Source organism: Ancylothrix sp. D3o (assembly GCF_025370775.1).
Taxonomy (GTDB): Bacteria; Cyanobacteriota; Cyanobacteriia; order Cyanobacteriales; family Oscillatoriaceae; genus Ancylothrix.
This window is the reverse complement of sequence record NZ_JAMXEX010000003.1, coordinates 354,767-379,903: the sequence shown is the minus strand read 5'-3', so window position 1 is coordinate 379,903 and position 25,137 is coordinate 354,767. Positions and strand designations below refer to the sequence as shown.

Below are 25,137 nucleotides of genomic sequence, written 5' to 3'. Positions count from 1 at the left end.
TTGTGTTTTGATTAATGCTGAATTGGTTGGTGCCTGTAAAGATGGGCGGTTGATTTCCTGTAGAAGCGCCGCCACCGGCTCCACCACCGCCACCGTCACCGGCTCCACCACCGCCACCGGCATTTAGGGGGTTGATAGTAAGTAGAATTTCGCTGGTTGTTGTGCCTCCTTTGCCATCGGAAATGACGACGGTGAAGCTATCGGTGCCGTTAAAGTTGGGGTTGGGGGTATAAGTAAATGTGCCGTCTTGGTTTTGGCTTAGGGTGCCGTTGTTGGGTTGGCTGAAGTCGATAATGCTGAGAGTATCGCCATCTGGATCAGTGGTGGAGTCTAAGACGTTGGGAATGATGCCGCTTGTGTTTTGATTAATGCTGAATTGGTTGGTGCCTGTAAAGATGGGCGGTTGATTTCCTGTAGAAGCGCCGCCACCGACAGAACCACCGCCACCGACAGAACCACCACCGGCAGAACCGTCACCGACAGAACCGCCACCGGCAGAACCACCGTCACCACCGACAGAACCACCGACAGAACCACCGTCACCGGCATTTAGGGGGTTGATAGTAAGTAGAATTTCGCTGGTTGTTGTGCCTCCTTTGCCATCGGAAATGACGACGGTGAAGCTATCGGTGCCGTTAAAGTTGGGGTTGGGGGTATAAGTAAATGTGCCGTCTTGGTTTTGGCTTAGGGTGCCGTTGTTGGGTTGGCTGAAGTCGATAATGCTGAGAGTATCGCCATCAGGATCAGTGGTGGAGTCTAAGAAGTTGGGAATGATGCCGCTTGTGTTTTGATTGATGCTGAATTGGTTGGTGCCTGTAAAGATGGGCGGTTGATTTCCTGTAGTTCCACCACCGGCAGAACCACCACCATCACCGGCAGAACCGCCGCCACCGGCAGAACCACCACCACCGGCTCCACCACCACCGGCAGAACCGTCAACGCCGGTATTCTCTGGGGGGACGGGAGAAGAAAAATCGCTATTGTTACCGATGCCGGTGGATAAATTCTCAGCTTGAGGGTTTCTAAATCTGATAGAGTTGGTGTCGCCGATAAGGGAATTTGGCTGTATGCCTTTGAGAATGGCGAGATATTCACCGAGAACTTTATCTTGAATGATGGTGTGACCGGCATATTCGCCGGTGCCGGCAAAAATATTAAGTTGGTCGAAGCTTAAACCACCGATAAGGGAAATGACATCGGCAGCGGTGCCAAAGTCCGTTAACCAGTCAGCATCTATAATTTGTGGGCCGCCGGTGCTGAGGTAGCCTGGGGTATCATTACGCCGCCCTATGACAAAGGTATCCTGGCCTTCTCCACCAAATATTGTATCGGCACCAAGGTCGCCATAAATTACATCGTTGCCGTTGTCTCCATATACTAGGTCGTTGTTTTTACCGCCGTTGATGGTGTCATCGCCATCGCCGCCTGTGAGGGTGTCGTTTTGTTCGTTGCCGTAGAGTTGATCGTTGCCTTCTTCGCCACAAATTGAGTCTTTGCCGGTGCCGCCCTGAACCGTATCATTTTCGATGTCGCCACAAACTACGTCGTCACCAACTTCTCCAAAAAGTAGGTCGTTGCCTTTGCCGCCGTGTACCGTATCGCTGTCTTTGCCGCCGTGTACAGTATCGTTGCCTTCGTTGCCGCCAAGCCAGTCGGCGCCGCTGTTGCCATTGAGGATCTCGCTGCCTTCACCACCTTTGAGGATGTCGTTGCCCATGTCTCCAAACAAGGCGTCGTCTCCCTCTTGCCCATTGATGAGGTCGTTGTCTTTGCCGCCGTGTGCGGTGTCTTGGCCATCTCCGCCTAAAAGCGTGTCGTTGCCAATGTTGCCAGCAAGCCAGTCTTTGCCAGAGTTGCCTTCTATCCAGTCGTTTTCGTTTCCACCGAGGGCTGTGTCGTTGCCTAAGTCTCCGCAGAGGATATCGTTATCAAGTTGTCCGAGAAGTAAGTCGTCATCTTTCCCGCCATGTATGATGTCGTTAGCTTTGCCACCGGCTATAGTGTCTTTGTTTTCGTTGCCGGCGAGCCAATCATTGCCTTGGTTGCCAAAGATGATGTCATCGTTTTCTAATCCTAAAACAATATCATTTTCGGCGAGTCCTTTTATGGTGTCTGCTTCGACTGAACCCTTGACATAATCGCGGCTGTAGGTTGCTTGAAAGATAGACATGGTTAGATGTATTCCCTAGAAAAACGGCTTTTGCACAAGGCATCTTCCTTTTGCCCATCTTTTTGCGGGCGAAAAGATGAGGGGTTTTATTTTTTTATTGCCAGCCAGAAGTTTTTTAACTGACAATATTTTGTCGCTGCCACTAGGCACTATTTCCCTTGGGTGGCTGAGACATTCCCATGACCAGAATTAGCCGCTATTTTCTCCTTCCAAAACTTCCGTTTTTTTGGGAAGTATATTTTTTGTTGGCTGCATTGAGAAATTCAAGCAGTGCCGTTAGTTAAATAATAAGCGGCGTTCTTTGTTTTATGCTGGCTGTGTCAGGGTTTTTACTGACTAGCCCGCACTTTTTAATTTTCTCGATAGTGGTTTCTATCTGGAATCGGTTAAGTATTTTTTTGGAGATTTTGGCTTTTTCTGGTCCCAAAAGGGAGATGCACCCAGCTATTATGGTTCCATTGTAACAGCCTTCTCCGTAAATACACTGATATTTATAAATAAAAATTACTTTTTCATAAATATAAAAAAACTTTATGTCCGGAAAAATTCTCAACTTTTTACTTAAAATATTTCTATTAAATGACTATTGACGTTCAAAAATTTTTGTGATAATCCTAAAAAGTAAATAAATCTGGCTTTGCCTAAAGCTGCTATACGGTTGAAGAAGAGCCAATTGTTATAACATTTAATTTGCATTAAGGTTAACAAAAGTATCCTCTAACTAGAAAAAACAAGATAAATCAGTGCCGGCGGCTGGATTTAGGCGAATTTGATTGAATTATTGTCGTATGGGGGAAAGTACGGGGGGTAACTGAGGGGGATAAAATTATGGCTTGTGAGGAGAAAAAGGGCGGCTGATGATGGGTAAAATCCTGAAAAATATATGTAGTTAACATTCTCTTTGACAAGCTGAACATTAAAATTGTAGAAAAAAAATTATTAAGGGGAATATCAAGGGGGATTGTTCGATAATTAAACTTGTGTCTACTTGACGGGTGAGCAAAAAAAAGTTAAGGACAAAAAAATTTTTTTATCCATCCTGGTAAGGTTTTCTATGGTGAGGCTTTAATTAAATTGTATGGGCTGTTTTGCAATGTTGCAGTTGTTTATATTGGCAGATTGATTTGTTATTTTTCATACCGGCGCGGAGTATAAACCCATAAACGGCCATGCGGACGCGGCATAATTCGGGTTTGGCTGGAACCGATGAGGATGATTGTCCGCATATCGGCGGTTTCTGGGTTAAATTCTTGGAGGGTGCAAATTTTAACAGTCTGCCCAACTCTACCGCAATTTTTGGCTAAGATAACCGGCGTTTGAGGCGATCTGTACTGCAATAAAATTTCTTTGGCTTTGGCGAGTTGCCACCGGCGTTCTTTGGAAATGGGGTTATAAAAAGCGATGACAAAATCTGCTGCTGCGGCTGCTGCAATGCGTTGTTCAATGATTGACCAAGGTTTGAGAATGTCTGAAAGGGAAATTGCACAAAAATCATGTCCCAAGGGGGCACCGGCAAGGGCTGCGGCTGCCTGCATGGCGGATATGCCGGGGCAAACTTGAATTTCGAGGGTATCCCATTGGGGGTTATTTTCGCGTTCTAAGACTTCAAAAACGGCGCTTGCCATTGCAAAAATGCCGGGGTCTCCTGATGAAATGACGGCGACTTTTTTGCCGGTTGCTGCTAAATTTAAGGCGTGTTTGGCGCGTTCTAATTCTTCGCGGTTGTCTGATTCGTGGCGAGTTTGATTTGTGCGTAAGGGTTCGGCTAAATCAAGATAGGTTTTATATCCGATCCAGTCGGTTGCTGTTTTTAAGGTGTCTTTGACTTCGGGAGACATCCATTTTTCTGCGCCTGGGCCGGTGCCTATAATAGCTAAGTGTCCGCGTTGGTGGCCGGTGTTGTTTATATCTATAGGAAATTCGGCAATGGCTAGGGAAAAATTAGCAGATTTTGCTATTAATTCACTGGTTTTTCCGGCTGCTTTTAAGGCAAGAGACGCCGTTGTTTTTTCTGGAATTTCTGCTTGAGGAAAAAAGCGAATTGGAATATTGAAAAATTGAGCAATTTCGGCAACGGCGGGATGATTTACATCTCTATCAAGGGTGAAAATTGCCGAGAGAGATTTGGGTGATAATTGATTTTGAGTGAGGATTTCTTGCAGTTGATTAATTGCAGATGCGGGGGTGGTTTGGGGGTCGGGTAAAAAGCTTAGGGCTATGGTGGTTGGATGATAAATTAGGCAGTTTTTAGGGGGAGTAATTAATTGTTCTGTGATTAAAATTGTTAGGTTTCCATCTGGGGAAATGGGTAGTTTGCTTTCGGTTAACCAAGGGGCATTTCCGAGGATTTTTAAGCTGTCACCGGCCAATAAATCAGAGATGAAGGTTTTGGCGTCATCAGGGTTAGCTAAATGGTAGCCGGTGGGGGGGGATAAAAGGGTGGTTTGAAAGCGTATTTCGCCGGTGGTGGTGATGGCGGGGGCGACGTTTAAACCGGCGGAAATTTGACGGGCTAAGTGATTAACTCCTTGCAATCCTCCTAATAAAGGAACTACGGCGCTGCCATCTTCAGCAATGGCTAAAACGGGCGGTTCTTGCCATTTGTTTGATAGCAAAGGTGCAAGAATTCGGATGAGAATGCCGGCGGCACAAATGCCAATAATAGGAGTGCCTTGGCTGAATAATTCTTTGAGAGTTTCGCCAAAGTTATTAAAGGAAATATCGACGTTTTGGGTGCGATTTGCTAAGCCGTAAATTTTGGCTTCTGGCAAAACGGTCAAAATTTGTCTGGCGACAGAAAGGCTATTTTGACCGAGGATAATAATTGCGGGGGATTGTGCGGAAAATTGGGCGGGGGATCGATGGTTCACGTTTACGGTTGCCACTTACTGGGGATGACAATCATTGAAAAATAGGGGACTTCTTCGGGGCTTATTTGATTAATATCTGCAAGCCGTTGATGTTCGCTGGTAGCGCGTTCGATATAGCGAGCACGATGGTTTAAGTTTAGGTCTTTTAAGACTTGATAAACTTTGCCAAAATGCCGGCCTAATTTGATAATAACGGCTGCATCTGCGTGGGCTAATTTTTCTGCTAAAACTTCTGCCGGCAAGATGGCAGATAATACCATAAATACATCATTTCGGTAGGTTAAGGGGGTTCCTAAAGCTGATGCACTTCCCATCATGGAAGAAATTCCGGGGACGACTTCTGTGGGGAATTTATCAGAAAGCCGGTTGAATATATACATGAAAGTGCCATAAAAAAATGGGTCGCCTTCACATAATACGGCTACGTCTAATCCTTGTTGGAGATATTCGCCAATTTTTTCAGCGGCTTTGTCGTAATAAGGTTCGGATGATTCTTCTAATTTGAAGGGGAAATACATGGGAATTTCTATCGGGTTGTGTTGCAGATATTGGGCAACAATTGACCGCGCTAGGGTTTTTCCGTTGGGGGAAAGTGGATAGGCAATAACGGGTGATTTTGATAAGATTTTATAGGCTTTTAGGGTGAGTAATTCGGGGTCTCCGGGGCCAATTCCTAATCCGTAAAGTTTGCCGGTTTGCATTATTCTTCCTCTTTTGCTAAAGCGTTGACTGCGGCGGCGGCAATGGCGCTGCCTCCCCGCCGGCCATGTAATGTAATAAAGGGCACTCCTCGGCTATTTGCTGCGAGTTCTGCTTTTGATTCGGCGGCGCCAACAAATCCTACTGGAAAGCCTAAAATAGCGGCGGGTTTTTCCACACCATTATCTAACATTTCTAGTAAATAAAATAAGGCGGTTGGTGCGTTTCCTACCACAACAATTGCGTTTTGTAAATGGGGTTTCCAAAGTTCTAAGGCTGCGGCGGATCGGGTGTTTCCAATGCGTTTGGCAATTGCTGGAACTTGGGGGTCATTTAATGTACAAATGATGGGGTTTTCTGCCGGTAATCTTGCCTTTGTTATTCCTTCTGCTACCATTTTTGAGTCGCACAATATTGGTGCTCCGTTATTGATGGCTTTTTTGGCGGAATTTACGGCATCGGGGGAGGCTTCTATTTCGCTGACAATATCAATCATCCCACAGGCGTGAATCATGCGGACGGCTATTTTTGCTAAGTCTGGTGGTAATATTTCGAGGTTTGCTTCTTCTCGGATAATTTGGAAAGATTTACGGTAAATGTCTTCGCCCTTACGGATGTATTCAAGCATATCAATTTTTTGGGGATTGCTGATTGGGTGTTAAAAAATTGGCAAATGACAGATTATTGAAATAATTTTCTGAGTTCGTCTGGGTGATGGCGGTTTGTAAATTCGCTAAAGGTTTCTTGGGGGTTAATTCGCGTTTTTTGATAGGCTTTTAGCATTCGTTCTATGAGTTTTGGAATTTGAGGGAAACTTACGTTTTCGTAAATTTGTTTTCCAAATGATTCGGGGTTGTATCCTGCATAAATTTGATAAAATTCTTGATTTTCCTCGTGTTTTATGCCTAATAAGGTGATGTCGCTGGGGGTATGTTTGGCACAGGATTTTGGGCAGCCGGTGAAGTGAATTTTTAAGGGGATGTCAAGGTTTTGTTGTTGCAAATGTTCGGCTAAAATTAAGGCATGATTGGTGGTGTCTGTGGCAGAACTTGCACAGCCTTTGCTACCGGCACAGGCAACCAAGCCGGCATAAGGATGAATTGGTGAATCAGATAATCCGAGGTTTTCTATTTCTCGCTGTAATTGAGTAATTTTTTGTTTTGAAATATCAGGAATTAGCAAGTTTTGCCAAGGTGTAAGTCTCAGGTTTCCGCTGCCATAAATTTCGGATAATTCGGCTATTTTTTTTAGTTGGGATGCTTGAAGCCGGCCAATTGGAATGACAATTCCTAGATAAAATAATCCTGCTTGTCGTTGGGGATGAATGCCAATATGCCGGTATTCTCCCAGATTTTCTGGCGGTAATTCTGGCAAGTCAAAGTTGCGTGTCAGCGGAAAGTTTAGCAGGCTTTTTGCTTTTTCGAGATAAAATTCTCTGCCAAAGTGTGCTATAATTTGCCGCAAACGTGGTTTACTGTTGCCGGTTTTTTTGGGAATTTCTGGGGAAAGTTCTAGGTAAGTTTTGGCAAGTGCAAGGGTGAATGGCAGGCATTGTTTTGGTTCTAAAAGAATGCCGGTGTTAACCAGGTTTCCACGCTTTTCGGCATTCAAATACAAGCGAAAATAAACGTCTTGATTTAGGCCGGTGGCGATAAACCAAATATCATTAGGATGATGGTAAACCGGCACCGATTCTCCGCCATCAAATCCTACACTAAATTTAGCGGACAATTCCCCTAATTCTGGATAATTAGAAAGCGTTTCATCCCAAGCATTCACCAGCGGACGAGTATCAATTAATTGCTGAGTATCTATTCCCGCTGTCGGACTTGCCATGATATTACGCAGATGGTCAATTTTTGGCGTAGCAGCGGCAAGTTTTAAGGCTTGTAAATTTCTGAAAACTTTTTCAGGGAGGTTTTGAGAAACTCCGCGAAATTGGAAGTTTGCACGATTTGTGAGTTGAATAAAACCGTCTGCAAATTGTTCGGAAAAATTGGCAACTTCTCGCGCTTGTTGAGCATTTAGCATTCCACCGGCAAGGCGAATGCGCGATAAAATGCCGTCAAAGGTAGAAGTGCCATAAAATAACCCCGGACAAGTCATTTTTTGAGAAAATTGCACCAAACAATCGCTTTTTTCCATCGCCGCTGAGAAATTCAAGAACAAAAATTTTTAATAGTTGTAGAGGTGGGTTTAACCTTGATTTTTTTGGGTGGCGCAGTTGTCGGTAAACCCATCCCTACAATCAGTTTTTAAAACAACGCTATATTTTCGCTTAAACCGGCAATAACGTCGCCACAATTTCCGAAGTCAAAAATGCTGCACCGGCACCCAAAATCACAAAGCCGGCAAACCGCAATGTCAAGGCCGGTTCATCTTTTGAGGTATGTTTCAAAACTGCTTTACCCACAAACAATGCAGCCATTGAAATGACAAGCTGAATAACAGTAAACCCTGCTAAATATGCCATAACTTCTGTCATTCCAGCCCCAAAAATTGCTTCACCATAGGCGTAGCCGTGAAACAAGCCGGCAATCGCAGCCAAACCCGTAACAATCAGGCGGTTAGGCGTATTTTTCATCGCCAAGAAAATGCCAAATAAAACCAAGGAAGCCGAAACCAATAACTCCACACCTGGAACAGCTATTTGCATTAAATGTAATGCCGTTCCTAACATAGCTGTTAATACAAATGCCACCGGAATCATAATTCCTTGAAGCGTTGTTGCAGCCAACAATCCAACCGCCACAACAAACGCCAAATGATCAACTCCAATTACCGGATGCGCTAAACCAGAAATAAATCCCTGAAAAGCATTAATTGGCAGCTTTCCATCCATTGCGTGATGTGCAGAAGCCGGCATCATAAAACCAAGCAAATTAACGCCAGTACCCGCACAAATAATACCAATTCTTAACAAAAAAGAGCTAGTTTTTGACACTTCCTGATTTTTTTTAACCTGAACTAATCCAGAACTCATTTTCACCCGTACCTCGCAGATGACGACATAATTAACCTTTGTTATCGGTGGGTATCCTGACTCAGAGATTGACAGACAGCCTCATCACAGTTGCGGGACAGCGCCGGATTTCCACCGAACTTTCCCCCTTGCGTCTGACGACTGACCCCCGCCAGAACCGATTGATTTTCCCCAAATATACCACTTTAGGGTATCTTGAGATCCAAAAATGTTTTTTTACCCCAAGCCAAAAAAGCATACCATGCTTATCTTCTAAAAAGCCGATTATTTTTAAAGAATACCTTGAGTTGAGGCGCTAGAACAAAACTCAATTTCTAATTCTGCTTTTTTTGAAACATTTAAAAAAGGCGACAAGGCCGGTGCTAAAATGCAAAAATCTGGTTAGTTAATTTTGTATTTTTTACCTCTATGCTTCCTCTTAACACCTCTCCAATCTCGGCTAATATAACACCCCAAAGCGAAAAATGGCTATCAGTTATAGGCATTGGTGAAGACGGAATAACCGGCCTTTCTACCCTAGCCAAAACTCTCTTAAATAACGCCGAAATTATTATTGGTGGAAGCCGGCATTTAGCCATGCTTCCCCCCACCGATACACGAGAAAAACTGCTGTGGAATTCCCCCATAGAAACCACCATTGAAGAAATCATTAAAAAACGCGGAAAAAGCGTTTGTGTGCTTGCCAGCGGCGACCCCATGTTTTACGGCATTGGCGCAACCTTAACCCGCAGAATTCCTATTTCGGAAATGTCAATTATTCCCCATTTTTCTGCTTTTAGTTTGGCTTGTTCTCGCTTAGGTTGGTGTTTTGCCGAAGTGGAAATGTTAAGTTTATGTGGTCGAGATCCAAATTTACTCAACGCTGTGCTTTATCCAGGGGCAAAATTATTAATTTTAAGTGCTGGAAAATCTACGCCCCAACTTGTCGCCGAAATTTTAAATAAAGCCGGATTTAAACAAAGCCAAATTATCGTTTTAGAACGTTTAGGGGGAGAATTAGAGCAAATTATAGAAGGCGTGGCGGCTGACTGGAATTTTCCAGAAATTGCCGATTTAAATACCATTGCAGTTGAGTGTATTTCTGAAGAAAAAAATATCGGATATTCGCGGTTAGCCGGCCTGCCAGATAACGCTTATCACCATGACGGACAACTCACAAAACGTGAAATTAGAGCCGTAACTTTAGCCGCACTTTCACCTTTACCCGGACAATTATTGTGGGATGTGGGGGCCGGTTGTGGTTCCATTAGTATCGAATGGATGCGAAGTCATAGCCGGTGTTTAGCAATAGCTATAGAACAAAATGCCACCCGACTGCAATACATCGCAGATAATGCCGCAGCTTTAGGCGTTCCTAACCTCAAAATTATTGCAGGAAAAGCACCGGCAATTCTCACAGACTTACCTCAACCTGATGCTATTTTTATCGGGGGAGGAGTGACAACTGAACAGTTATTTGAAATTTGCTGGAATTCTTTAAAAATTGGAGGCCGGTTAGTAGCAAACGCTGTTACCATTGAAAGTGAGCAAAAAATCTTTGAATGGCAACAACAACTCGGCGGAACCTTAAGCAGAATTGCCATACAAAGGGCCGAACCCATTGGTAAATTTTTAGGCTGGAAAGCAATGGCGCCGGTGACACAATGGGTAGTTATAAAGAACTAATAAATCAACCTTTTGATAGATGAAAAATCCCTCAAAATACGATACCTCTCTCCAAAGACTCAAAAGCAAGCAGCGGCCAATTTCAACCTTTAGATTGAAGTAAAAAATTATACAAATATGACAAAGTGTAGGGGAAACGCATATTTTGATTAAAACATCAAAAGGTGGTTAGAAATGGATGTTCAAAACAAGCATTATCCAGAAATAGATCCCACAGAAATAGAAGATGAACGAGTGCTTATTCCAGAAGAGCATCGCTCATTTCTCGAAAAAGTCATGCAGCAAGGGGGACTTGCCGATCCCTACGACGCCAGAGACATGACGGAAATTGTTTATCGTGTCATGCGCGACATGATGACAACCGAAGCAGCAGATCGCGTCGAAGCAGAACTGCATGAAAAAGTAATGGAAACCGACGAAAAAGTGCTCCAAATGGAAATTTCCGACATTTGGAAAGATAGCAATCCTATCGTAAGGTTCCTGAGTCGGGTTCGTCCACCTTGGCAGGGCCCAGGCATTTTTAAAATTGACTCAGATCGCTTTTTATTCCGCGTCGCCAATGAAGGCGGACAGCCAATTGTAGACCGCGAAAAAGTCATTAAAGCCGTTTTTTCTGCTACCAAAGATGAGTTATCTGAGGAGCGAATTCAAGAAATTGCCGGTTGGCTTCCCGAAGGTCGTGTTCGCCAACTTTGGCAAGAAGCTTAATTTAAAAAAAAGCCAATTTCCGAGACCCGGTTTCTTTAAGACACCGGGTTTTTATCATTGAAATAATTTCTTTAAAATCCATAAATAAGCACTTTCCACATCCGTCACAACTTCACCCCCTGGCACCGGCGGACGCTCAACCATCACAACCGGCTTCCCCAACTCCCGCGCCGCTACAATCTTTGCATAAGTCGCCTCTCCCCCACTATTTTTACTAACAATAACGTCAATTTTATATTTAACTAATAACGCTCTTTCGTCCGCCAAAGAAAACGGCCCTTTATCCAACAATAACTCACCCTTGGGAATTCGCATTTGGGGTGCCGGTGGGTCAATCATCCGCATCAAAAACCAGATATCCGGCAGATTACTAAAAACCGCCAACTCTTGCCGGCCAATTGTTAAAAAAACCCGTTTAAAACCCGCCAAAACCTGCGCCGCCATCTCATTACTTTCTACCTCAATCCATTGATCTCCCTCCATTTTTTCCCAAGCCGGTCGAATTAACATCAAATGCTCGACCCCACACGCCAAACAAGCCGCCGCCGCATTAAACGAAATGCAGCGCGCAAACGGATGTGTCGCATCAACCACCAAATCTATTGTTTCGTTTTGTAAAAATTCTCCTAACCCAGCCTCACCGCCAAAACCCCCCACCCGCACATTTCCAGCCACCTCTGCCGGTTTGCGAGTTCGTCCCGCCAACGAAGAAATCACCTCTACACCTTCCAACAACGCCACTCTGCGCGCCAACTCCGACGCATCCCCCGTTCCACCCAAAATTAAAATTTTTTTCATTTTACCTTTATAAACACTACAGATTAAACCTTTAAACAGCCTTAAACAAAAGCTTTTATCATCCAACTTTGCACAAAGTCAAACCAAAAATTAATTATATATACGGTTTGCCTCCCTTATGTTGTACGGTTTCCCTCACTTTTTCAGGATTGCAACAAAACTTTACATTGCGTAACATTAAGTTACAAATAAAAAACCAAAGGGAAAAAACAATGAAAACCCGCTATGTTGTAGATCACGGCGAACTCTTAAATAACTTTGCAATTGAACCCCAAGTTTATGTAGACGACCGTAAACAACTTGGCTTCAACGAACGCTCAGAAAAAATCAATGGCCGGTTAGCAATGATTGGTTTTGTTTCGCTGTTAGCCTTAGAAGTAATTACCGGACATGGTTTAATTGGTTGGTTGAGCAGCCTATAAACCCAAAAATTCAGAAATTTAACAACTAAATAACCCCCATAAAACAAAAGGTTGGAGTTTTTGGCTCTAACCTTTTTAATATGAAGCAAAAAAAGCCAACAGCGAAAAGCCGGTTTAGGGGATTGAAAACTGTTAATTTTCATGGTAAATTCGCAGAAACTAAACAAAAAGGATAAACAAAAAAATGTCATTATTACTGGCAATCGCCACCGATGCGGCTTACGCTCAAACCCTCAAAACTGCATATTTCGGAGTGTTGGGAGTAGGCTTTCTCGCCGCTGTAGTCATTGGCTCAATTGCCTGGTATAACTCCAAAAGACCCGCTGGTTGGGAAAACGCCGACGCACCTAACTGGGTTCCCAAAGTAAACTCATCAGAATCAAACCCAGACCAACAAAGCAAATAAACCCAAACAGAAATTCAGCGAAAATCAACTGAAAAACCCGGCTTTTCCTGAAAAAACCGGGTTTTTTAAATTCAAGTCAAACCCTTAAACAATTTGAGCAGTGATCTCCGCATCCAAAAGCAAAGTCGCATTGCCTTGAGTGTAAGTGGTATAACCGGGAACTGTCGAGCCAGCATTAGTCCAACCGCCACCAGTCAAGCTAACAGAACTGCCGGCCACAGCATCAACAACAAGCTGATTGCTTATATCCGACAAAGCCATTAAGCTCATACCAGTAAGCGCCAAACTCGCACCGGCCACAGTAAGATCAATACGCTCCACGCTAGTAATACGGCTGTTAACAGCGTTTAAATCCAAACTAACCGCAGCATCCAAACGCAGCGTATCCGTGCCCAAACCGCCATCAAAACTACGGAAAGCGGCATCCGAAATTGCAATCACATCATCACCGCCACCGCCATAAAGCACATCCAAACCACCGGCCCCAGTTAGCGTATCATTGCCGGTACCGCCAACCAAAACATCAGCAGCAGTAGTCCCCGTCAAAGCATCAGCCGCCGCAGTTCCCTGTTGAGTCACCACAGCAGAGAAATTACCGCCGTAGACAATATAAGCCTTACCAGCATTTAAACCTTCTGGGCCGGCCCCAGGAGCACCGGTAATCAGATCAGAAAAACCGTCGCCATTCACATCCCCCGCCGTGCGAGTACCATTCCCCGCAAAATCAGAAGGCGACTCACCCAACATCACAAAACCGCCAAGTCCCGACTCAACGCCGGTTAAAGAAACATTCGCCGTATCTGACTTACCAAACACAACATAAGACTTACCCGACGCCGTGCCATTGGGATCAGAAAGATTCGATCCCATAATCACATCCCCAAAACCATCCGCATTCACATCTCCTGCCGCACGAACAGGCCGGCCAATACGGTCTTCTTCCGACTCCCCAATAATCGCAAAACCGCCACTTCCCGCAGATATCGAACTCATATTAATCAGAGTTCCATCAGTTTTGCCAAACACGACATAAGACTTACCTGCTTGTTGCGCCGTAGACGCCGCACCTGTCGCGCCAACAATCAAATCAGCTAAGCCATCCGAATTGACATCCCCAGCCGTGCTAACAGACGTGCCGGTGCGGTTTCCAGCAGCTTCCCCAACCATCGCAAACCCACCAACACCGGCCCGCACATCAATCAAATTAATTGCCGTTGTCGTAGTGCGACCGCCAAAAACCACATAGGCTATGCCAGCATCACCACCGTTTGCATCCGAACCAGCCGCACCGACAATCACATCAGCATAGCCATCGCCATTCACATCACCCGCCGTCCGCACAGAAAGGCCGGTGCTATTGCCAGCAAACTCGCCATTCATCACAAAACCGCCAACCCCAGCGACTATATCCGTTAAATTCACCGCTGTGTTATTAGTTTTGCCAAATACCACATAAGCCTTACCGGCATTCACACCCCCCGGCGTATCCGCACGCGGTGCACCAATAATTAAATCAGCCAAACCATCGCCATTAACATCACCGGCATTACTCACAGAATTACCGGTTTCATCATCAGCCGTTTCTGCATTAATGGCAAAACCGCCACCGCCGGCAGCCCCCAGTTGAGCGAAATTAACCGGTGCGCCATCACTTTTACCAAACACCACATAAGCTCTACCGCTATTGGTTATACCATTGGAATCGGCACCAACCGCACTGACGATCATATCCCCAATGGCATCACCATTAACATCACCGGCAGTGCTTACTTCAAACCCTGCTCGGTCGTCGGCTGCTTCGCCATTCATCACAAACCCGCCATTGCCGGCAGAAATATTGCTTAAATTAATCGTTGTACCGTTGGCTACCAGAAACACAGCATAAGCTTTTCCAGCATCCCCCGCCCCCGCAACATCTGCACGAGACGCACCAACGATAACATCCATCAAACCATCATTATTGACATCGCCGGCCCAACTTACAGAGTTACCAGCATTATCACCTCCAGCTTCACCCAACACGGCAAAACCCCCCGTATCTGCTGGAATGCCTTGGCCGGTGGCAATAGAACTTAATTGCACTTGCGCTGTAACCGGCACAGTCACAGCAGCGGTGGCCGTTGCAGAGCCATCAGAAAGGGTATAGTTAAACGTTGCATTGCCGGTAAAGTTTGTGTCGGCAATAAACGTCACAACACCGTTTTGCAAAGAAACCGTGCCCCCGGTGCCGTTCGTTACCTGCGTAATGCTAAGTTGACCGTTATCTGGGTCTGTATCATTTGCCAGTAAAGTTGCAACGGGTATTTCATAAGGACTGCGTAACAATACCGGCCCGGTTGTATCTGCGGTGGCCACAGGCGGCGCGTTAACAGTGACGTTAAAGGTTTCAATCGTTGTGTTTGTACCGTCCCTCACCGTCAAAGTAATGGTAGTGGTGCCAAATTGACCGGCGGTGGGGGTGTAGTTTATTGTCGGGCTTGGGCCGGTTGTGTTGACGGAAAGAGTTTCATTGGGGATTAAGTTGGGATTGGTTGAAGTCAGGCTATAGGTAAGTGTTGCCGGTGCCGTCTCAGAATCGCTAACTGTCAGCGGAATGGGATTAACCGGCGCGTTTTGATTAACAACTTGATTAGGAATATCTCCTACTGTAGGTGCAGAGTTAGCTGGTGGTGCCGGTGCTGGTGCTGGTTCCTGTGCCGGTGCTGGTGCTGGTGCCGGTGTCGGTGTCGGTGTTACCCCACCCCCATCATCAACCCCCGGAGTCGGTGTCGGTGTTGGTGTGGGTTCAGGTGTTGGTGTGGGTGCCGGTGTTGGTGTGGGTGCTGGCGTTATCGGAGTTGTCGGAGTTGTCGGAGTTCCAGCACCGTTATCAACAATTGGCGTTGTCGGAGTTCCACCACCACCGCCATTAGAATTGGCTGAAGGATTAAATCGAATTAAATTGCCATCACCCACCAAAGAATTAACGCTAACGCCGGGTAAAATTGCCAAATATTCACCCAAAACTTTCTCTTGAATAATGGTATAACCGGCAAACTGATCTGTGCCGGTGAAAATATTAAGCTGGTCAAAAGTTAAACCACCAATTAAAGAAATAACATCATTCCCGGTGCCAAATTCTGTCAACCAGTCGGCATCCATAATTTGCGGCCCGCCGGTGCTGCGATATCCGGGCACATCATTACGAAGACCGATTACAAAAGTATCATCCCCAACGCCCCCAAAAACGGTATCCGCACCAATATCACCATAAAGTGAATCGTTGCCCAAATCGCCATAAATTACATCATTACCTTGTCCGCCATGTATCACATCATTATTTTGTCCGCCATACATTGTGTCGGCTTCTTCATTGCCAAAAAGCGAGTCATCCCCGGCATTTCCGCAGATAGTATCCGTGCCGGTGCCACCCGAAACTAAGTCATTTCCTAAATCGCCACAAAGTTCGTCATTATCAAGATCGCCATAAATTTCATCGTTATCTTGACCGCCGTGCACAGTGTCATTATTTTTGCCACCATAAATAATATCGTTGCCGACGTTTCCTCCTAACCAGTCTCTACCTACATTGCCAAACATTAAGTCATTGTTTTCGCGGCCAACTACAACATCATCGCCGATGTCTCCGCAGAGTGCATCATCACCTAAATCGCCAGAAATATAGTCTTGATCTTTGCCGCCGTGTACGGTGTCGTTATCTTTACCGCCATAAATAAAATCGTTGCCGATGTTGGCTCCTATCCATTCTCTGCCTGTGTTGCCAAAAATGGTATCATTTCCTTCTCCACCAATGCCGATGTCATCTCCGATGTTGCCGGCGATAGCATCATTGTCAATTTGACCAAGTAAATAATCGTTGTTTTTGCCACCTTGGAGGGTATCTTTTTGTTTGCCGCCGGCAATGGTATCCGGGCCTTCGTTGCCGCTGAGTAAGTCATTACCTTGGTTGCCAAAAGTGTTATCGCCTGCTGGCAAACCAACAATAACGTCGTTGCCTTGATTGGCTTGTAATACATCCTGGTTAGGTGTTCCTAGAAGGACATCATTTTCGTTTGTGGCTTGAGTTGATTGCATGGTAGATGTTGTTCCTATTTGTTGTAAAGTTGCCTTTCTTGCCTGAAAAGCTGGACTGTAAACATTCTGTGTTGCGTCAAATAATTTCAGCTTTTTAGACGCAAGAATTCTAACCGCGAAAAGGCGATTTTGAGGTTTTATTGGGGCTATGGTAAGAAGGTTTAGAACCTATTTTTTAGCGATTTTTGTTGCTTTTAAAACACTTATGGCACCCTTCTCATTCTTTTATATTTGATGAAATAGAAAGGAAACTCTATCTCCAGAAATAAATGTTTGCTTAATCTTTGGATAGATTACTGTTGTGCTTGTAGCTACTAGGAGTCTATTAAAAGAGTTGCCCGTGAGAATTTTAAATGATGGGTTAGCCTGTTTTTAAGGCTATTAAATTTATTTTTTTTTGGGAGAGTTTAATGATTTTAGATTTTAGAATTTGTGGGAGATTTTGGATGGAGAGTTTTAGATTAGGCGTGGTGTTGAGGTGTGTGCTATGATCTACAGCAGAAAATTTTCTGCGGATAAAGATTTTTGGCATTTAAAACCCTTGCATCCAAAGACAAGGAATATTTTTGCAATTTTAAATGTAAAAATTCAAGCTTAAAATCGTCAGATAAGCAAGATTTGGGCATCTAAAACCCTTGCATCCAAAATCGAAAATCGTCTTAGCTGCCGAGTTCTTGTGAGCGCCGCGCCGCCGCTTTAACAGCTTCAATTAAGGCAGAACGAAAACCGGCTTTTTCAAGTTGAGCGAGTCCGGCAATGGTTGTCCCCCCCGGACTGGTGACGCGATCTTTCAATTCAGCGGGGTGCATTTTAGTCTCGTGTAACATGGTGGCGGTTCCCAAAACGGTTTGCAGAGCAAGTTTGGCCGCTATGGGTCTAGGTAAACCAGCATAAACGCCGCCATCTGTCAAGGCTTCGATAAGAATTGATACATAAGCGGGGCCAGAACCAGAAAGGCCGGTGACAGCATCCATCATTGATTCGGGAACTTCGACAACATCCCCAACTGCTTGGAGAATTTGGCGGGCAAAATCGAGATGGTGAGGTTGGACGCAAGTACCGGCAGTAATTGCAGAGATGCCGGAGCCAACAGTTGCGGGGGTATTTGGCATAGCACGAATCACCGGCCACCCCGGAAAACCACTCTCAAGTTTACTCAGAGGAGTGCCGGCTAAAATAGACACCACCACCGGGGCGATTTCTTCAGGAAAACTAGATAAAGTATCGGCCAAGTCGCTAAGGACAATCTCAAAAATCTGGGGTTTAATCGCCAAGAGCAAAACATCTGTAGCACAAGCAGCAGAACGGTTATCGCCGGTGACACCAACACCATAATGTTGAGCTAAAAATGAACGCCGAGCCTGGTTGGGTTCGCTGACTAAAATTTCTGAAGGTTGGTAAATGCTCTTAGAAACAAGGCGAGATAAGAGCGCTTCGCCCATTATCCCGCCGCCGATCATACCGAATTTAATTGTCATGGGTCAAAAGTCAGGTTTGAGGTGTCAATTAGCAGTCAATTTTTGATTTTACGTCTGACTGACGCCCTAACACTGACTTTTTAACGAATCAAAGAATTATTGAGCCATTCTGACTTGCTCAGGAGTCCAAGGGGCTTGACCGGCTGGCCGAGTGGTGGGGCGCAGGTGAGGTTGGAGAACATCATGCACCACACCGGTTTGAGTGCTGACTTGAACACAGCTAGGCGTGAACAAGAAAATGCTTTCGCCGATGCGTTCTTGATGGCCATCAAGGGCGTAAGTACCACCGGCGATAAAATCGACAGCGCGTTGGGCTTGATCTGGGTCCATCAGCGTCAAATTGAGTACCACAGACTTGCGCTGACGCAGTGCTTGAATGGCTTGGGGCATTTCTTCAAAAGAGCGAGGTTCCATCACCAACACTTCTGAAATACCGTTAGCGGCTCCTGGCATACCGATTACATTACTCATAGCTGAACCCATTCCCGACGTTGATCCCATCATAGCTGTACTTGTTCCGGCGAGAGATTGATCACGCAGACGGCTGCGGTTTGTGGTATCGGCTGCCGGTGCGGGGGCAGTTTCTTGGGGGTAGACGTTTTGATATCTGTCTCCTTCCATTTCCTCGTAGTCATATTCGTAATCAACCGGCTGATTTAGACCTACGAAATCTCGTAGTTTTGAAAAAATGCTATTCACGTCGGACGCTCCATCACAACTAGGGTTATTTTGGCAAAAAGTAAAGAGTTTTTACAGATTGCTTCCGCGATTTTTATAACAAAGTAACGGAAGTTTTTAAAGATGCGTTGATTGCTTCTTGGTAGTTTTGAGCAGGCTTGACAGGATTTTCTGCTTTGGGAACTCGTTTTATTAGAATTTCTCTGGCTTATTACTTTTTGCATAGCCCATAAAATCGAGCGTCACAAGCGGTTGCTTGCTCCCAAAGTCACAGTTTATTTTACACCCATTGGCAACTTTTATTTGTCTGCTTTCAAATTATGCTCCGCGCTCTCCAAATAAAATCGTGCCTAGTCTTACCATTGTCGAACCGGCTTTGACGGCTAAATGATAGTCCCCTGACATTCCCATAGACAGTTCCCGCAGGGGTAGTTGGGGCCATTGTTGGCGAATATCTTGGGCGAGGTGGCTGGCATTTTCAAACAAAGTCAAGGTTTCCCCTTCATTGAGTCCTAGGGGCGGAATTGCCATCAAGCCTTGAATTGAGAGGTGATGGCACTCGATGAGGGCAGGCAGTTCTTCAAGTAATTGTGGCTGTGTAAAACCGTGTTTATGGGGATCATCTGTGAGTTTTACTTGCAGACACACTTGGGGAGTGACATTTAGTTCTGCCGCGAGCCGGTCGAGACGTTGGGCGAGTTTTAAGCTATCGACAGAGTGAATCCATTGGAATAGCTGTAAAGCTTTTTGGGCTTTGTTGGTTTGCAGGTGGCCGATCAGATGCCAGGTGATATCTGGCAAGTCTTCCAGCAATTTTTGTTTGGTTTCGGTTTCCTGGATGCGACTTTCGCCAAAATCTCGAATGCCGGCTTTGTATGCTTCTCGCATGGCTTCGGTCGGCACTTGTTTGCTGACGGCGATGAGACGAACTTCCTCACTTAAGGAGGCTCGGATCTTAGCAATGCTTTCGGCAATAGACATTCTGGGATTTTTTGAATGGTTTACTTGAGACAGCCACGCCCGCTTAGCAGACAGTTAGAGAAAGGTTCGTTGGTGGACGTGCTGTAGTTGCTCGTATTCTTTTTGCTGGCCGGTGCGCCGCAACAAGCGTAAACGGTTTTCTACCATCAGGCGAGCGTCGGAGCGGCCTAATGGTTCAAATTTTACGCCTCCGGGGCCGGTTGTTACTAAAAAAAACAAGCGTTGTGCGTAAAGGGTGGTGAATAATTCCTGAAAATCTCCTACGATACAGACCCGGTAAAGCAGGCCAAAGGTAGGATGATTCAGGTAGGTTTCTCCTTCCATTGAGTGTTTTGCTAGCCTCTCAAAGTGGTGAAGGTTTAAGCGCAAGGCAGGGGGGTTGTGCTTGCGGGTGCTGTGGCTGCCGCGTTGATCGACGGCTGGCATACTACGATTGCTGTTGCCTGGGAATAGTCCCCATCGTGGCTGATGCTGACTTGCCAGCAGCAGTTTCCCCAGTTGGCTGCAACTTCGGCTGCTTTTCCATACAAGCAGACTTGCGGTGCACCGTTTGGCAAGCTTTGAATTTCGATGTCGGTGTAGGAGATTCCTTTAAAGCCGGTGCCAAGGGCTTTGGCGATGGCTTCTTTGGCTGCCCAACGTCCCGCGTAGCGCGTGGCTGTGGTGCGGGGTTGGTTGGCGCGGGCAGTACAGTGTTGCTGTTCTGCCTTGGTGTACACCCGAAACAAAAATCGCTGGCCAAAGCGGTCTATTGCTGCTTGAATTCTAGGAATATAAACGATATCTGTTCCCAGGTAAACGGTCAATGTAATTTATCTCCAGATTTCCAATTTTAAATTTATGGGAAAATGTCTCTCAATGCTAGGGTTTTGTTGAGTTTTTCTTGTTTGGGAACAAAATTTATAAGTGTTCTGGGAAGTTTGTCTGGATGGCTGCTTAAGAGTTTGACAGAATTTTGCCTTGTTGCTCTGATTTTTACGCTTTTTCTTCGGGATTGCTGTCTGGGTTTATGGTTGAGTTGGGTTGTTGAGGTGAGAAGATGGGTTTAAGAGCAATTAAAAGGCCCATATTTAGGAAAAAGACTCCCCTCCCAATTTCTCCTCAAGAAAATATGAACTCAGGGGGGTTGACAATTTTAATTAAATGTGAATTTACTTTGAATAAAGCTGGCGATTTTGTCTGCTACATTTCCCCAACAAAAGTTAGGTGTCCCATCCCCAAATTAAGCGAAACCCCCACAATACCAGTAAGCTAATCAGGGCAAAAGAGTCTCCTGTTCTCAGGCGTAATTGATGCCATTGTACGCGGTGTTCGTTAGGGGTGGTAAATCCCCTTACTTGCATGGCGCTTGCCATTTGGGAAGCTCTCAAAAGCAAGTTTTGCAAAAGTTTTTCGGCGACGATTAACCAGACTTGGGTGGCTCCTTTAAAGCCGAGTTTTTTCCAGTTTATCGCTCTTGTGGAAACGGAACGAATTAAGTTTTGTATTTCTTCTAACACTAGGGGAATAAAACGTAAGGATAGGGTGAGGGTAAGGGCTATTTCTGTCACCGGCCAATTAAACCATTTCAAAGGTGCGAGAAAACTCTCTAAACCGGCGGTGATTTCTTCTGGGGCTGTGGTTAATAAATAAAGATTTGTACTGTAAATTAATGTAAATAATAAGGTACTGAAGCTTAAGCTTAAATCTAGGGATTTTCGCGTGATTTTAGCCGGCCCTTGCTGAAATAAAATGTAGTTATAATCTGTTGGCTGAGGTAGTTTTTGGGGTTCCAGTGTTGCTGGTTGATTTGAGGTTGGCGGGGTTTTCCAAAATTCTAAATATTTAAACCATGAGTTTTGTTCTGGTTGTTTTTGGGGGGGTAAGGTTGCCGGTTGTTGGGCAAAGGTAATGTCATTAACCGGCAGTCTGGGTTGATAGTTAGTTCCCATACCATCAGGGGCAAAGCAACTGAAGATAAAAACAAAAATACATAAACCTAATAACCACCCCATTTGTTGTCGCCAAACTCGCAGCGGAATTCGAGCGGTGAGGGTAAGAAAAATTAATAAGATAACTAAGCCAAGACGCCAAAAGGGGTTAGCTAAAATTGGGGCTATCAAAAATGTCATCAACCAACCAATTTTGACGCGAGGATCTAATTTATGAAGCCAGGTAACAGGTTGTTCGAGATACAGGCCAATGGGTAAAGATTTTAATAAATCCATGAGTCGATTTTAAAAATTTAAGATTGGCGGTTTGGCTGTAGGGGATGGTTTTTTAAGGTTGTTTATTGGAAAATATAGCATTTTATTTTTCCTACTGCCTTATTAACGGGGGAGACTGGAAAAGCCCCCCTTTTTTAGGGAGGTTGGGGGGAGCTTTTTGTAAAGAGATTGGGTTTTTGGTCTACCAAAGTGATTTGAAAAATGATAGATACAAACCGGCCCCTATCTATGCCCATCTCCTATCGTTACCTTATGGCTCGGTTAGAAGTTTCTCGTTCAGCCTCGCGGGTTTTTTTGCCGCGCCATAGCAGTTTTAGGGGACTGCCGGTGAAGCCTAATTGTTTGCGAAATTGGCTTTCTACATAGCGACGGTAGTTATCATTAAATCGCTGGGGCTCGTTAACAAATAAAACGATGCAAGGTGGCTGACTGGTAACTTGAGTACCGTAATAGATTTTACCTTGCCGGCCTTGACGATTGGTGGGGGGGCTGTGCCAGCGGACTGCTTCTTCTATCACTTCATTAATGACGGCGGTTGAAACGCGGCGGCGGTGTTGTTCGGCGGCGGTATTTACGAGGTCAAGAATGTTGGGGATACGTTGGCCGGTGAGGGCGCTAACAAAAATCATCGGTACCCAATTTAAGAAATATAAGCGGGTTTTGATGAGATTTTCGTATTCATAAATGGTGTGGGAGTCTTTTTGAACTGCATCCCATTTATTGACGACAAGAATGCAGGCGCGTCCGTCTTCTTCGATGCGACCGGCTAGTTTTTGATCTTGTTCTGTTACACCATCCAAGGCATCAATTACTAATAAAACGACATCGGCGCGGCGAATGGCTTTAAAGGAACGGTTGATGCCAAAAAATTCGGGCCCGTATTCGACGTTTTTCTTTTTGCGAATGCCGGCGGTGTCAATAAGACGATAGGTTTGGTCTTTGTGTTGAACGATGGTATCGATGGTGTCGCGGGTGGTGCCAGAAATGGGGCTAACAATGGCGCGATTTTCGCCGACAAAGGCATTTAAAATGCTGGATTTTCCGACATTTGGACGCCCAACAATGGCAACTTTAATTTCGTTTGTTTCGGGTAGTTCATTGGTGGGTGGGAGATACTCAATGACTGCATCAAGTAAGTCGCCGGTACCGCTTCCATGTATGCCTGAAACGGCGTAGGGTTCGCCTATTCCCAGTTCCCAAAATTGAGCGGCCAGCATGAGTCCTTGCTGTACAGATTCGCATTTATTGACGGCGAGGAGCACGGGGACGGGTTGAGTTCGCAACCAACTGGCAATTTCAACATCGGCATCGGTGGGGCCGGTTTGCCCGTCTACGACAAAGATGGCTACTTTTGATTCAACAAGGGCAGCGAGTGCTTGTTCGCGGATGAGGGGGAGAAATTCGGTGTCGTCGTCAAATACTAAGCCGCCGGTATCTACGATTTGGAATTCTCGGTCTTGCCAGAATGCGCCTCGGTAGGTGCGATCACGGGTAACGCCTGGTTCGTCATGCACGATGGCGTCTTTTCCGCCGGCAATGCGGTTGACGAGGGTAGATTTTCCGACGTTTGGCCGTCCGATAACGGCAACAATTGGCAAAGACATAATCGGGGGGGTTGAGATGGCTATAAACTTCTATTGTATCTTTTTTTGACTCAGGTATTGTCGGGTATTTGAGTTTAATTTGGCTGCAAGAGAAAAATTTATGGTGGGCAGGGCAACTGCGTAGAATATGGAAAGATTAATTTCTCTGTTGGGGTTGTTGGTTTTTGTCGGTATTTCTTATGGGTTTTCGGTGAACCGGCGTGCTGTGCGTTGGAGGCCGGTTTTGTGGGGAATTGCTTTACAGTTGATTTTTGCGGTAGTGATTTTAAAAACGGCGCTGGGTTTGGCGGTTTTTAAGTTTTTGGGAGATTCGGTGAGTGGGTTTCTAAGTTTTTCTGATGCGGGGGCTAAGTTTGTTTTTGGAGATAATTTTGGTGAGCATTTGATTGCTTTTAAGGTTTTACCAACTATTGTGTTTTTTTCCTCTTTTATTGCCCTGCTTTATCATTATGGAATTTTACAGCGGGTGGTGCAATGGGTGGCTTGGGTAATGATCCGGACGATGAAAACTTCGGGTTCGGAAACGCTTTCTTGTGCGGCTAATATTTTTGTGGGGCAAACGGAAGCGCCGCTTTTGATTAAGCCTTTTGTAGAAAGTTTAACAATGTCGGAGTTGCACGCGGTGATGACGGGGGGTTTTGCGACAATTGCCGGCGGGGTTATGGCGGCTTATATTAGTTTTGGGGTGCCGGCAGAACATTTAATTGCGGCTTCGGTGATGTCGGCACCGGCTGCTTTAGCAATTTCTAAAATTTTTTACCCGGAAACTGAAAAGTCGATGACTGCCGGTGAGGTGACTTTGAAGGTGGAAAAAGTCTATGCAAATGCGGTGGATGCTGTGGCGACGGGGGCAAGAGATGGGGGAATTTTGGCGTTAAATGTGGCGGCGATGTTAATTGCTTTTTTGGGTTTATTGGCGATGTTAAATGCTTTTTTGGGTTGGGTTGGCGCGGGAATCAATTTGCCTCAGCTTTCTTTAGAGTGGGTTTTGTCTTTTGTTATGTGGCCGGTGGCTTGGCTGATGGGTATTCCGCTTGCTGATTGTGGTCAGGTGGGGGTTTTGTTGGGCAAAAAAACGATTTTAAATGAGTTTATTGCTTATTTGGATTTAAAAGAGTTGATGGAAAAAAAGGCGATTTCTGAACGGGCTGCGATTATTACTACTTATGCACTTTGTGGTTTTTCTAATATTGGCTCGATTGGTATTCAAATTGGCGGCATTGGCGCCTTAGCACCTCTACGTCAGGCTGATTTGGCGCGCTTAGGAATTCGGGCGATGATTGCGGGTTCTATTGCTTGTTTTATGACGGCTTGTATTGCCGGAATGTTGTTGTAAATCTATGCTTAGAAAACTCGGATATTCCGAAGGCAAAATTATTTTCTAAGCATAAAAT

General features: G+C 45.3%; 20 protein-coding genes and 1 riboswitch. Of the genes, 5 read left to right on the top strand and 15 right to left on the bottom strand.

Annotation, left to right across the window (positions count from 1 at the left end; genetic code table 11):
• From NG798_RS08965 to NG798_RS08940, 6 genes are all read right to left on the bottom strand, one after another.
• Window positions 1-2,170, bottom strand: a 2,170-nt coding sequence (locus NG798_RS08965) for an Ig-like domain-containing protein (RefSeq protein WP_261222063.1), incomplete at its 3' end; no start/stop codon positions are given.
• 1,127 nt (window positions 2,171-3,297) lie between these two features.
• Window positions 3,298-5,040: a precorrin-3B C(17)-methyltransferase gene (gene cobJ / locus NG798_RS08960; RefSeq protein WP_261222060.1), complete on the bottom strand. Its 1,743-nt coding sequence runs from the start codon at window positions 5,038-5,040 to the stop codon at window positions 3,298-3,300.
• A 2-nt stretch (window positions 5,041-5,042) separates the two neighbouring features.
• On the bottom strand, window positions 5,043-5,741 hold the full coding sequence (locus NG798_RS08955) for a precorrin-2 C(20)-methyltransferase (protein ID WP_261222058.1): 699 nt from the start codon (window positions 5,739-5,741) through the stop codon (window positions 5,043-5,045).
• Entirely contained in the window at window positions 5,741-6,367 is a 627-nt protein-coding gene (locus tag NG798_RS08950; protein ID WP_261222057.1) for a precorrin-8X methylmutase, read from the bottom strand. Before NG798_RS08950 ends, NG798_RS08955 begins: the two co-directional genes overlap by 1 nt.
• 53 nt (window positions 6,368-6,420) lie before the next feature.
• Window positions 6,421-7,884, bottom strand: coding sequence for a precorrin-3B synthase (gene cobG, locus NG798_RS08945; protein WP_261222055.1), 1,464 nt, complete (start codon window positions 7,882-7,884; stop codon window positions 6,421-6,423).
• Window positions 7,885-8,017: 133 nt separating this feature from the next.
• On the bottom strand, window positions 8,018-8,722 hold the full coding sequence (locus NG798_RS08940) for a HupE/UreJ family protein (protein WP_261222053.1): 705 nt from the start codon (window positions 8,720-8,722) through the stop codon (window positions 8,018-8,020).
• 28 nt (window positions 8,723-8,750) lie between these two features.
• Window positions 8,751-8,899, bottom strand: a riboswitch (cobalamin riboswitch).
• A 231-nt stretch (window positions 8,900-9,130) separates the two neighbouring features.
• Between NG798_RS08940 and cbiE the strand changes: the two genes are divergently transcribed.
• Together cbiE and NG798_RS08930 are read left to right on the top strand one after the other, a co-directional pair.
• On the top strand, window positions 9,131-10,387 hold the full coding sequence (gene cbiE / locus NG798_RS08935) for a precorrin-6y C5,15-methyltransferase (decarboxylating) subunit CbiE (RefSeq protein ID WP_261222052.1): 1,257 nt from the start codon (window positions 9,131-9,133) through the stop codon (window positions 10,385-10,387).
• A 174-nt stretch (window positions 10,388-10,561) separates the two neighbouring features.
• Complete coding sequence (locus NG798_RS08930) at window positions 10,562-11,095, top strand: DUF2267 domain-containing protein (RefSeq protein ID WP_261222050.1); 534 nt, start codon at window positions 10,562-10,564, stop codon at window positions 11,093-11,095.
• 54 nt (window positions 11,096-11,149) lie between these two features.
• Here NG798_RS08930 and NG798_RS08925 read toward each other — a convergent pair whose 3' ends face one another.
• Window positions 11,150-11,893 (bottom strand): cobalt-precorrin-6A reductase, encoded by a 744-nt coding sequence (locus tag NG798_RS08925; protein WP_261222048.1) that lies wholly within the window; start codon window positions 11,891-11,893, stop codon window positions 11,150-11,152.
• Window positions 11,894-12,105: 212 nt separating this feature from the next.
• On the opposite strand from NG798_RS08925, the gene NG798_RS08920 reads away from it, so the two are divergent.
• Window positions 12,106-12,315 carry a chlorophyll a/b-binding protein gene (locus NG798_RS08920; RefSeq protein WP_261222045.1) on the top strand — a complete coding sequence of 70 codons (210 nt, stop codon included), beginning with the start codon at window positions 12,106-12,108 and terminating at the stop codon, window positions 12,313-12,315.
• A gap of 184 nt (window positions 12,316-12,499) precedes the next feature.
• The gene (gene psb35, locus NG798_RS08915) at window positions 12,500-12,721 is read left to right on the top strand and encodes a photosystem II assembly protein Psb35 (RefSeq protein ID WP_261222044.1); all 222 of its coding nucleotides are present in this window, start codon (window positions 12,500-12,502) and stop codon (window positions 12,719-12,721) included.
• Window positions 12,722-12,805: 84 nt separating this feature from the next.
• Here psb35 and NG798_RS08910 read toward each other — a convergent pair whose 3' ends face one another.
• The 8 genes from NG798_RS08910 to der all read right to left on the bottom strand — a co-directional run bounded on the left by NG798_RS08910 (window position 12,806) and on the right by der (window position 23,743).
• The gene (locus tag NG798_RS08910; RefSeq protein WP_261222043.1) at window positions 12,806-16,795 is read right to left on the bottom strand and encodes an Ig-like domain-containing protein; all 3,990 of its coding nucleotides are present in this window, start codon (window positions 16,793-16,795) and stop codon (window positions 12,806-12,808) included.
• A 659-nt stretch (window positions 16,796-17,454) separates the two neighbouring features.
• A complete protein-coding gene (gene proC / locus NG798_RS08905; protein ID WP_261222041.1) occupies window positions 17,455-18,273 on the bottom strand; it encodes a pyrroline-5-carboxylate reductase in 819 nt (272 codons plus the stop codon).
• A 96-nt stretch (window positions 18,274-18,369) separates the two neighbouring features.
• Window positions 18,370-18,972, bottom strand: a complete 603-nt coding sequence (locus NG798_RS08900) for a cell division protein SepF (RefSeq protein ID WP_261222039.1) — start codon at window positions 18,970-18,972, stop codon at window positions 18,370-18,372.
• Window positions 18,973-19,269: 297 nt separating this feature from the next.
• Window positions 19,270-19,932 carry a YggS family pyridoxal phosphate-dependent enzyme gene (locus tag NG798_RS08895; protein ID WP_261222037.1) on the bottom strand — a complete coding sequence of 221 codons (663 nt, stop codon included), beginning with the start codon at window positions 19,930-19,932 and terminating at the stop codon, window positions 19,270-19,272.
• A 54-nt stretch (window positions 19,933-19,986) separates the two neighbouring features.
• On the bottom strand, window positions 19,987-20,256 hold the full coding sequence (gene pipX, locus NG798_RS08890) for a transcriptional coactivator PipX (protein WP_261222035.1): 270 nt from the start codon (window positions 20,254-20,256) through the stop codon (window positions 19,987-19,989).
• A 35-nt stretch (window positions 20,257-20,291) separates the two neighbouring features.
• On the bottom strand, window positions 20,292-20,738 hold the full coding sequence (acpS, locus tag NG798_RS08885) for a holo-ACP synthase (RefSeq protein ID WP_261222034.1): 447 nt from the start codon (window positions 20,736-20,738) through the stop codon (window positions 20,292-20,294).
• A gap of 396 nt (window positions 20,739-21,134) precedes the next feature.
• Window positions 21,135-22,139: an energy-coupling factor transporter transmembrane protein EcfT gene (locus NG798_RS08880; RefSeq protein WP_261222032.1), complete on the bottom strand. Its 1,005-nt coding sequence runs from the start codon at window positions 22,137-22,139 to the stop codon at window positions 21,135-21,137.
• A 245-nt stretch (window positions 22,140-22,384) separates the two neighbouring features.
• The gene (gene der / locus NG798_RS08875) at window positions 22,385-23,743 is read right to left on the bottom strand and encodes a ribosome biogenesis GTPase Der (protein ID WP_261222030.1); all 1,359 of its coding nucleotides are present in this window, start codon (window positions 23,741-23,743) and stop codon (window positions 22,385-22,387) included.
• Window positions 23,744-23,870: 127 nt separating this feature from the next.
• On the opposite strand from der, the gene NG798_RS08870 reads away from it, so the two are divergent.
• Window positions 23,871-25,079: a NupC/NupG family nucleoside CNT transporter gene (locus tag NG798_RS08870; RefSeq protein ID WP_261222028.1), complete on the top strand. Its 1,209-nt coding sequence runs from the start codon at window positions 23,871-23,873 to the stop codon at window positions 25,077-25,079.
• Window positions 25,080-25,137 lie beyond the last annotated feature (58 nt).

Coding starts and splice junctions, on each gene's coding strand:
- NG798_RS08955 (WP_261222058.1), bottom strand. CDS start 5,741: ATGCAAACCGGCAAACTTTACGGATTAGGAATTGGCCCCGGAGACCCC.
- NG798_RS08950 (WP_261222057.1), bottom strand. CDS start 6,367: ATGCTTGAATACATCCGTAAGGGCGAAGACATTTACCGTAAATCTTTC.
- cobG (WP_261222055.1), bottom strand. CDS start 7,884: ATGGAAAAAAGCGATTGTTTGGTGCAATTTTCTCAAAAAATGACTTGT.
- NG798_RS08940 (WP_261222053.1), bottom strand. CDS start 8,722: ATGAGTTCTGGATTAGTTCAGGTTAAAAAAAATCAGGAAGTGTCAAAA.
- cbiE (WP_261222052.1), top strand. CDS start 9,131: ATGCTTCCTCTTAACACCTCTCCAATCTCGGCTAATATAACACCCCAA.
- NG798_RS08930 (WP_261222050.1), top strand. CDS start 10,562: ATGGATGTTCAAAACAAGCATTATCCAGAAATAGATCCCACAGAAATA.
- NG798_RS08925 (WP_261222048.1), bottom strand. CDS start 11,893: ATGAAAAAAATTTTAATTTTGGGTGGAACGGGGGATGCGTCGGAGTTG.
- NG798_RS08920 (WP_261222045.1), top strand. CDS start 12,106: ATGAAAACCCGCTATGTTGTAGATCACGGCGAACTCTTAAATAACTTT.
- psb35 (WP_261222044.1), top strand. CDS start 12,500: ATGTCATTATTACTGGCAATCGCCACCGATGCGGCTTACGCTCAAACC.
- NG798_RS08910 (WP_261222043.1), bottom strand. CDS start 16,795: ATGCAATCAACTCAAGCCACAAACGAAAATGATGTCCTTCTAGGAACA.
- proC (WP_261222041.1), bottom strand. CDS start 18,273: ATGACAATTAAATTCGGTATGATCGGCGGCGGGATAATGGGCGAAGCG.
- NG798_RS08895 (WP_261222037.1), bottom strand. CDS start 19,932: ATGTCTATTGCCGAAAGCATTGCTAAGATCCGAGCCTCCTTAAGTGAG.
- pipX (WP_261222035.1), bottom strand. CDS start 20,256: ATGGAAGGAGAAACCTACCTGAATCATCCTACCTTTGGCCTGCTTTAC.
- NG798_RS08880 (WP_261222032.1), bottom strand. CDS start 22,139: ATGGATTTATTAAAATCTTTACCCATTGGCCTGTATCTCGAACAACCT.
- der (WP_261222030.1), bottom strand. CDS start 23,743: ATGTCTTTGCCAATTGTTGCCGTTATCGGACGGCCAAACGTCGGAAAA.
- NG798_RS08870 (WP_261222028.1), top strand. CDS start 23,871: ATGGAAAGATTAATTTCTCTGTTGGGGTTGTTGGTTTTTGTCGGTATT.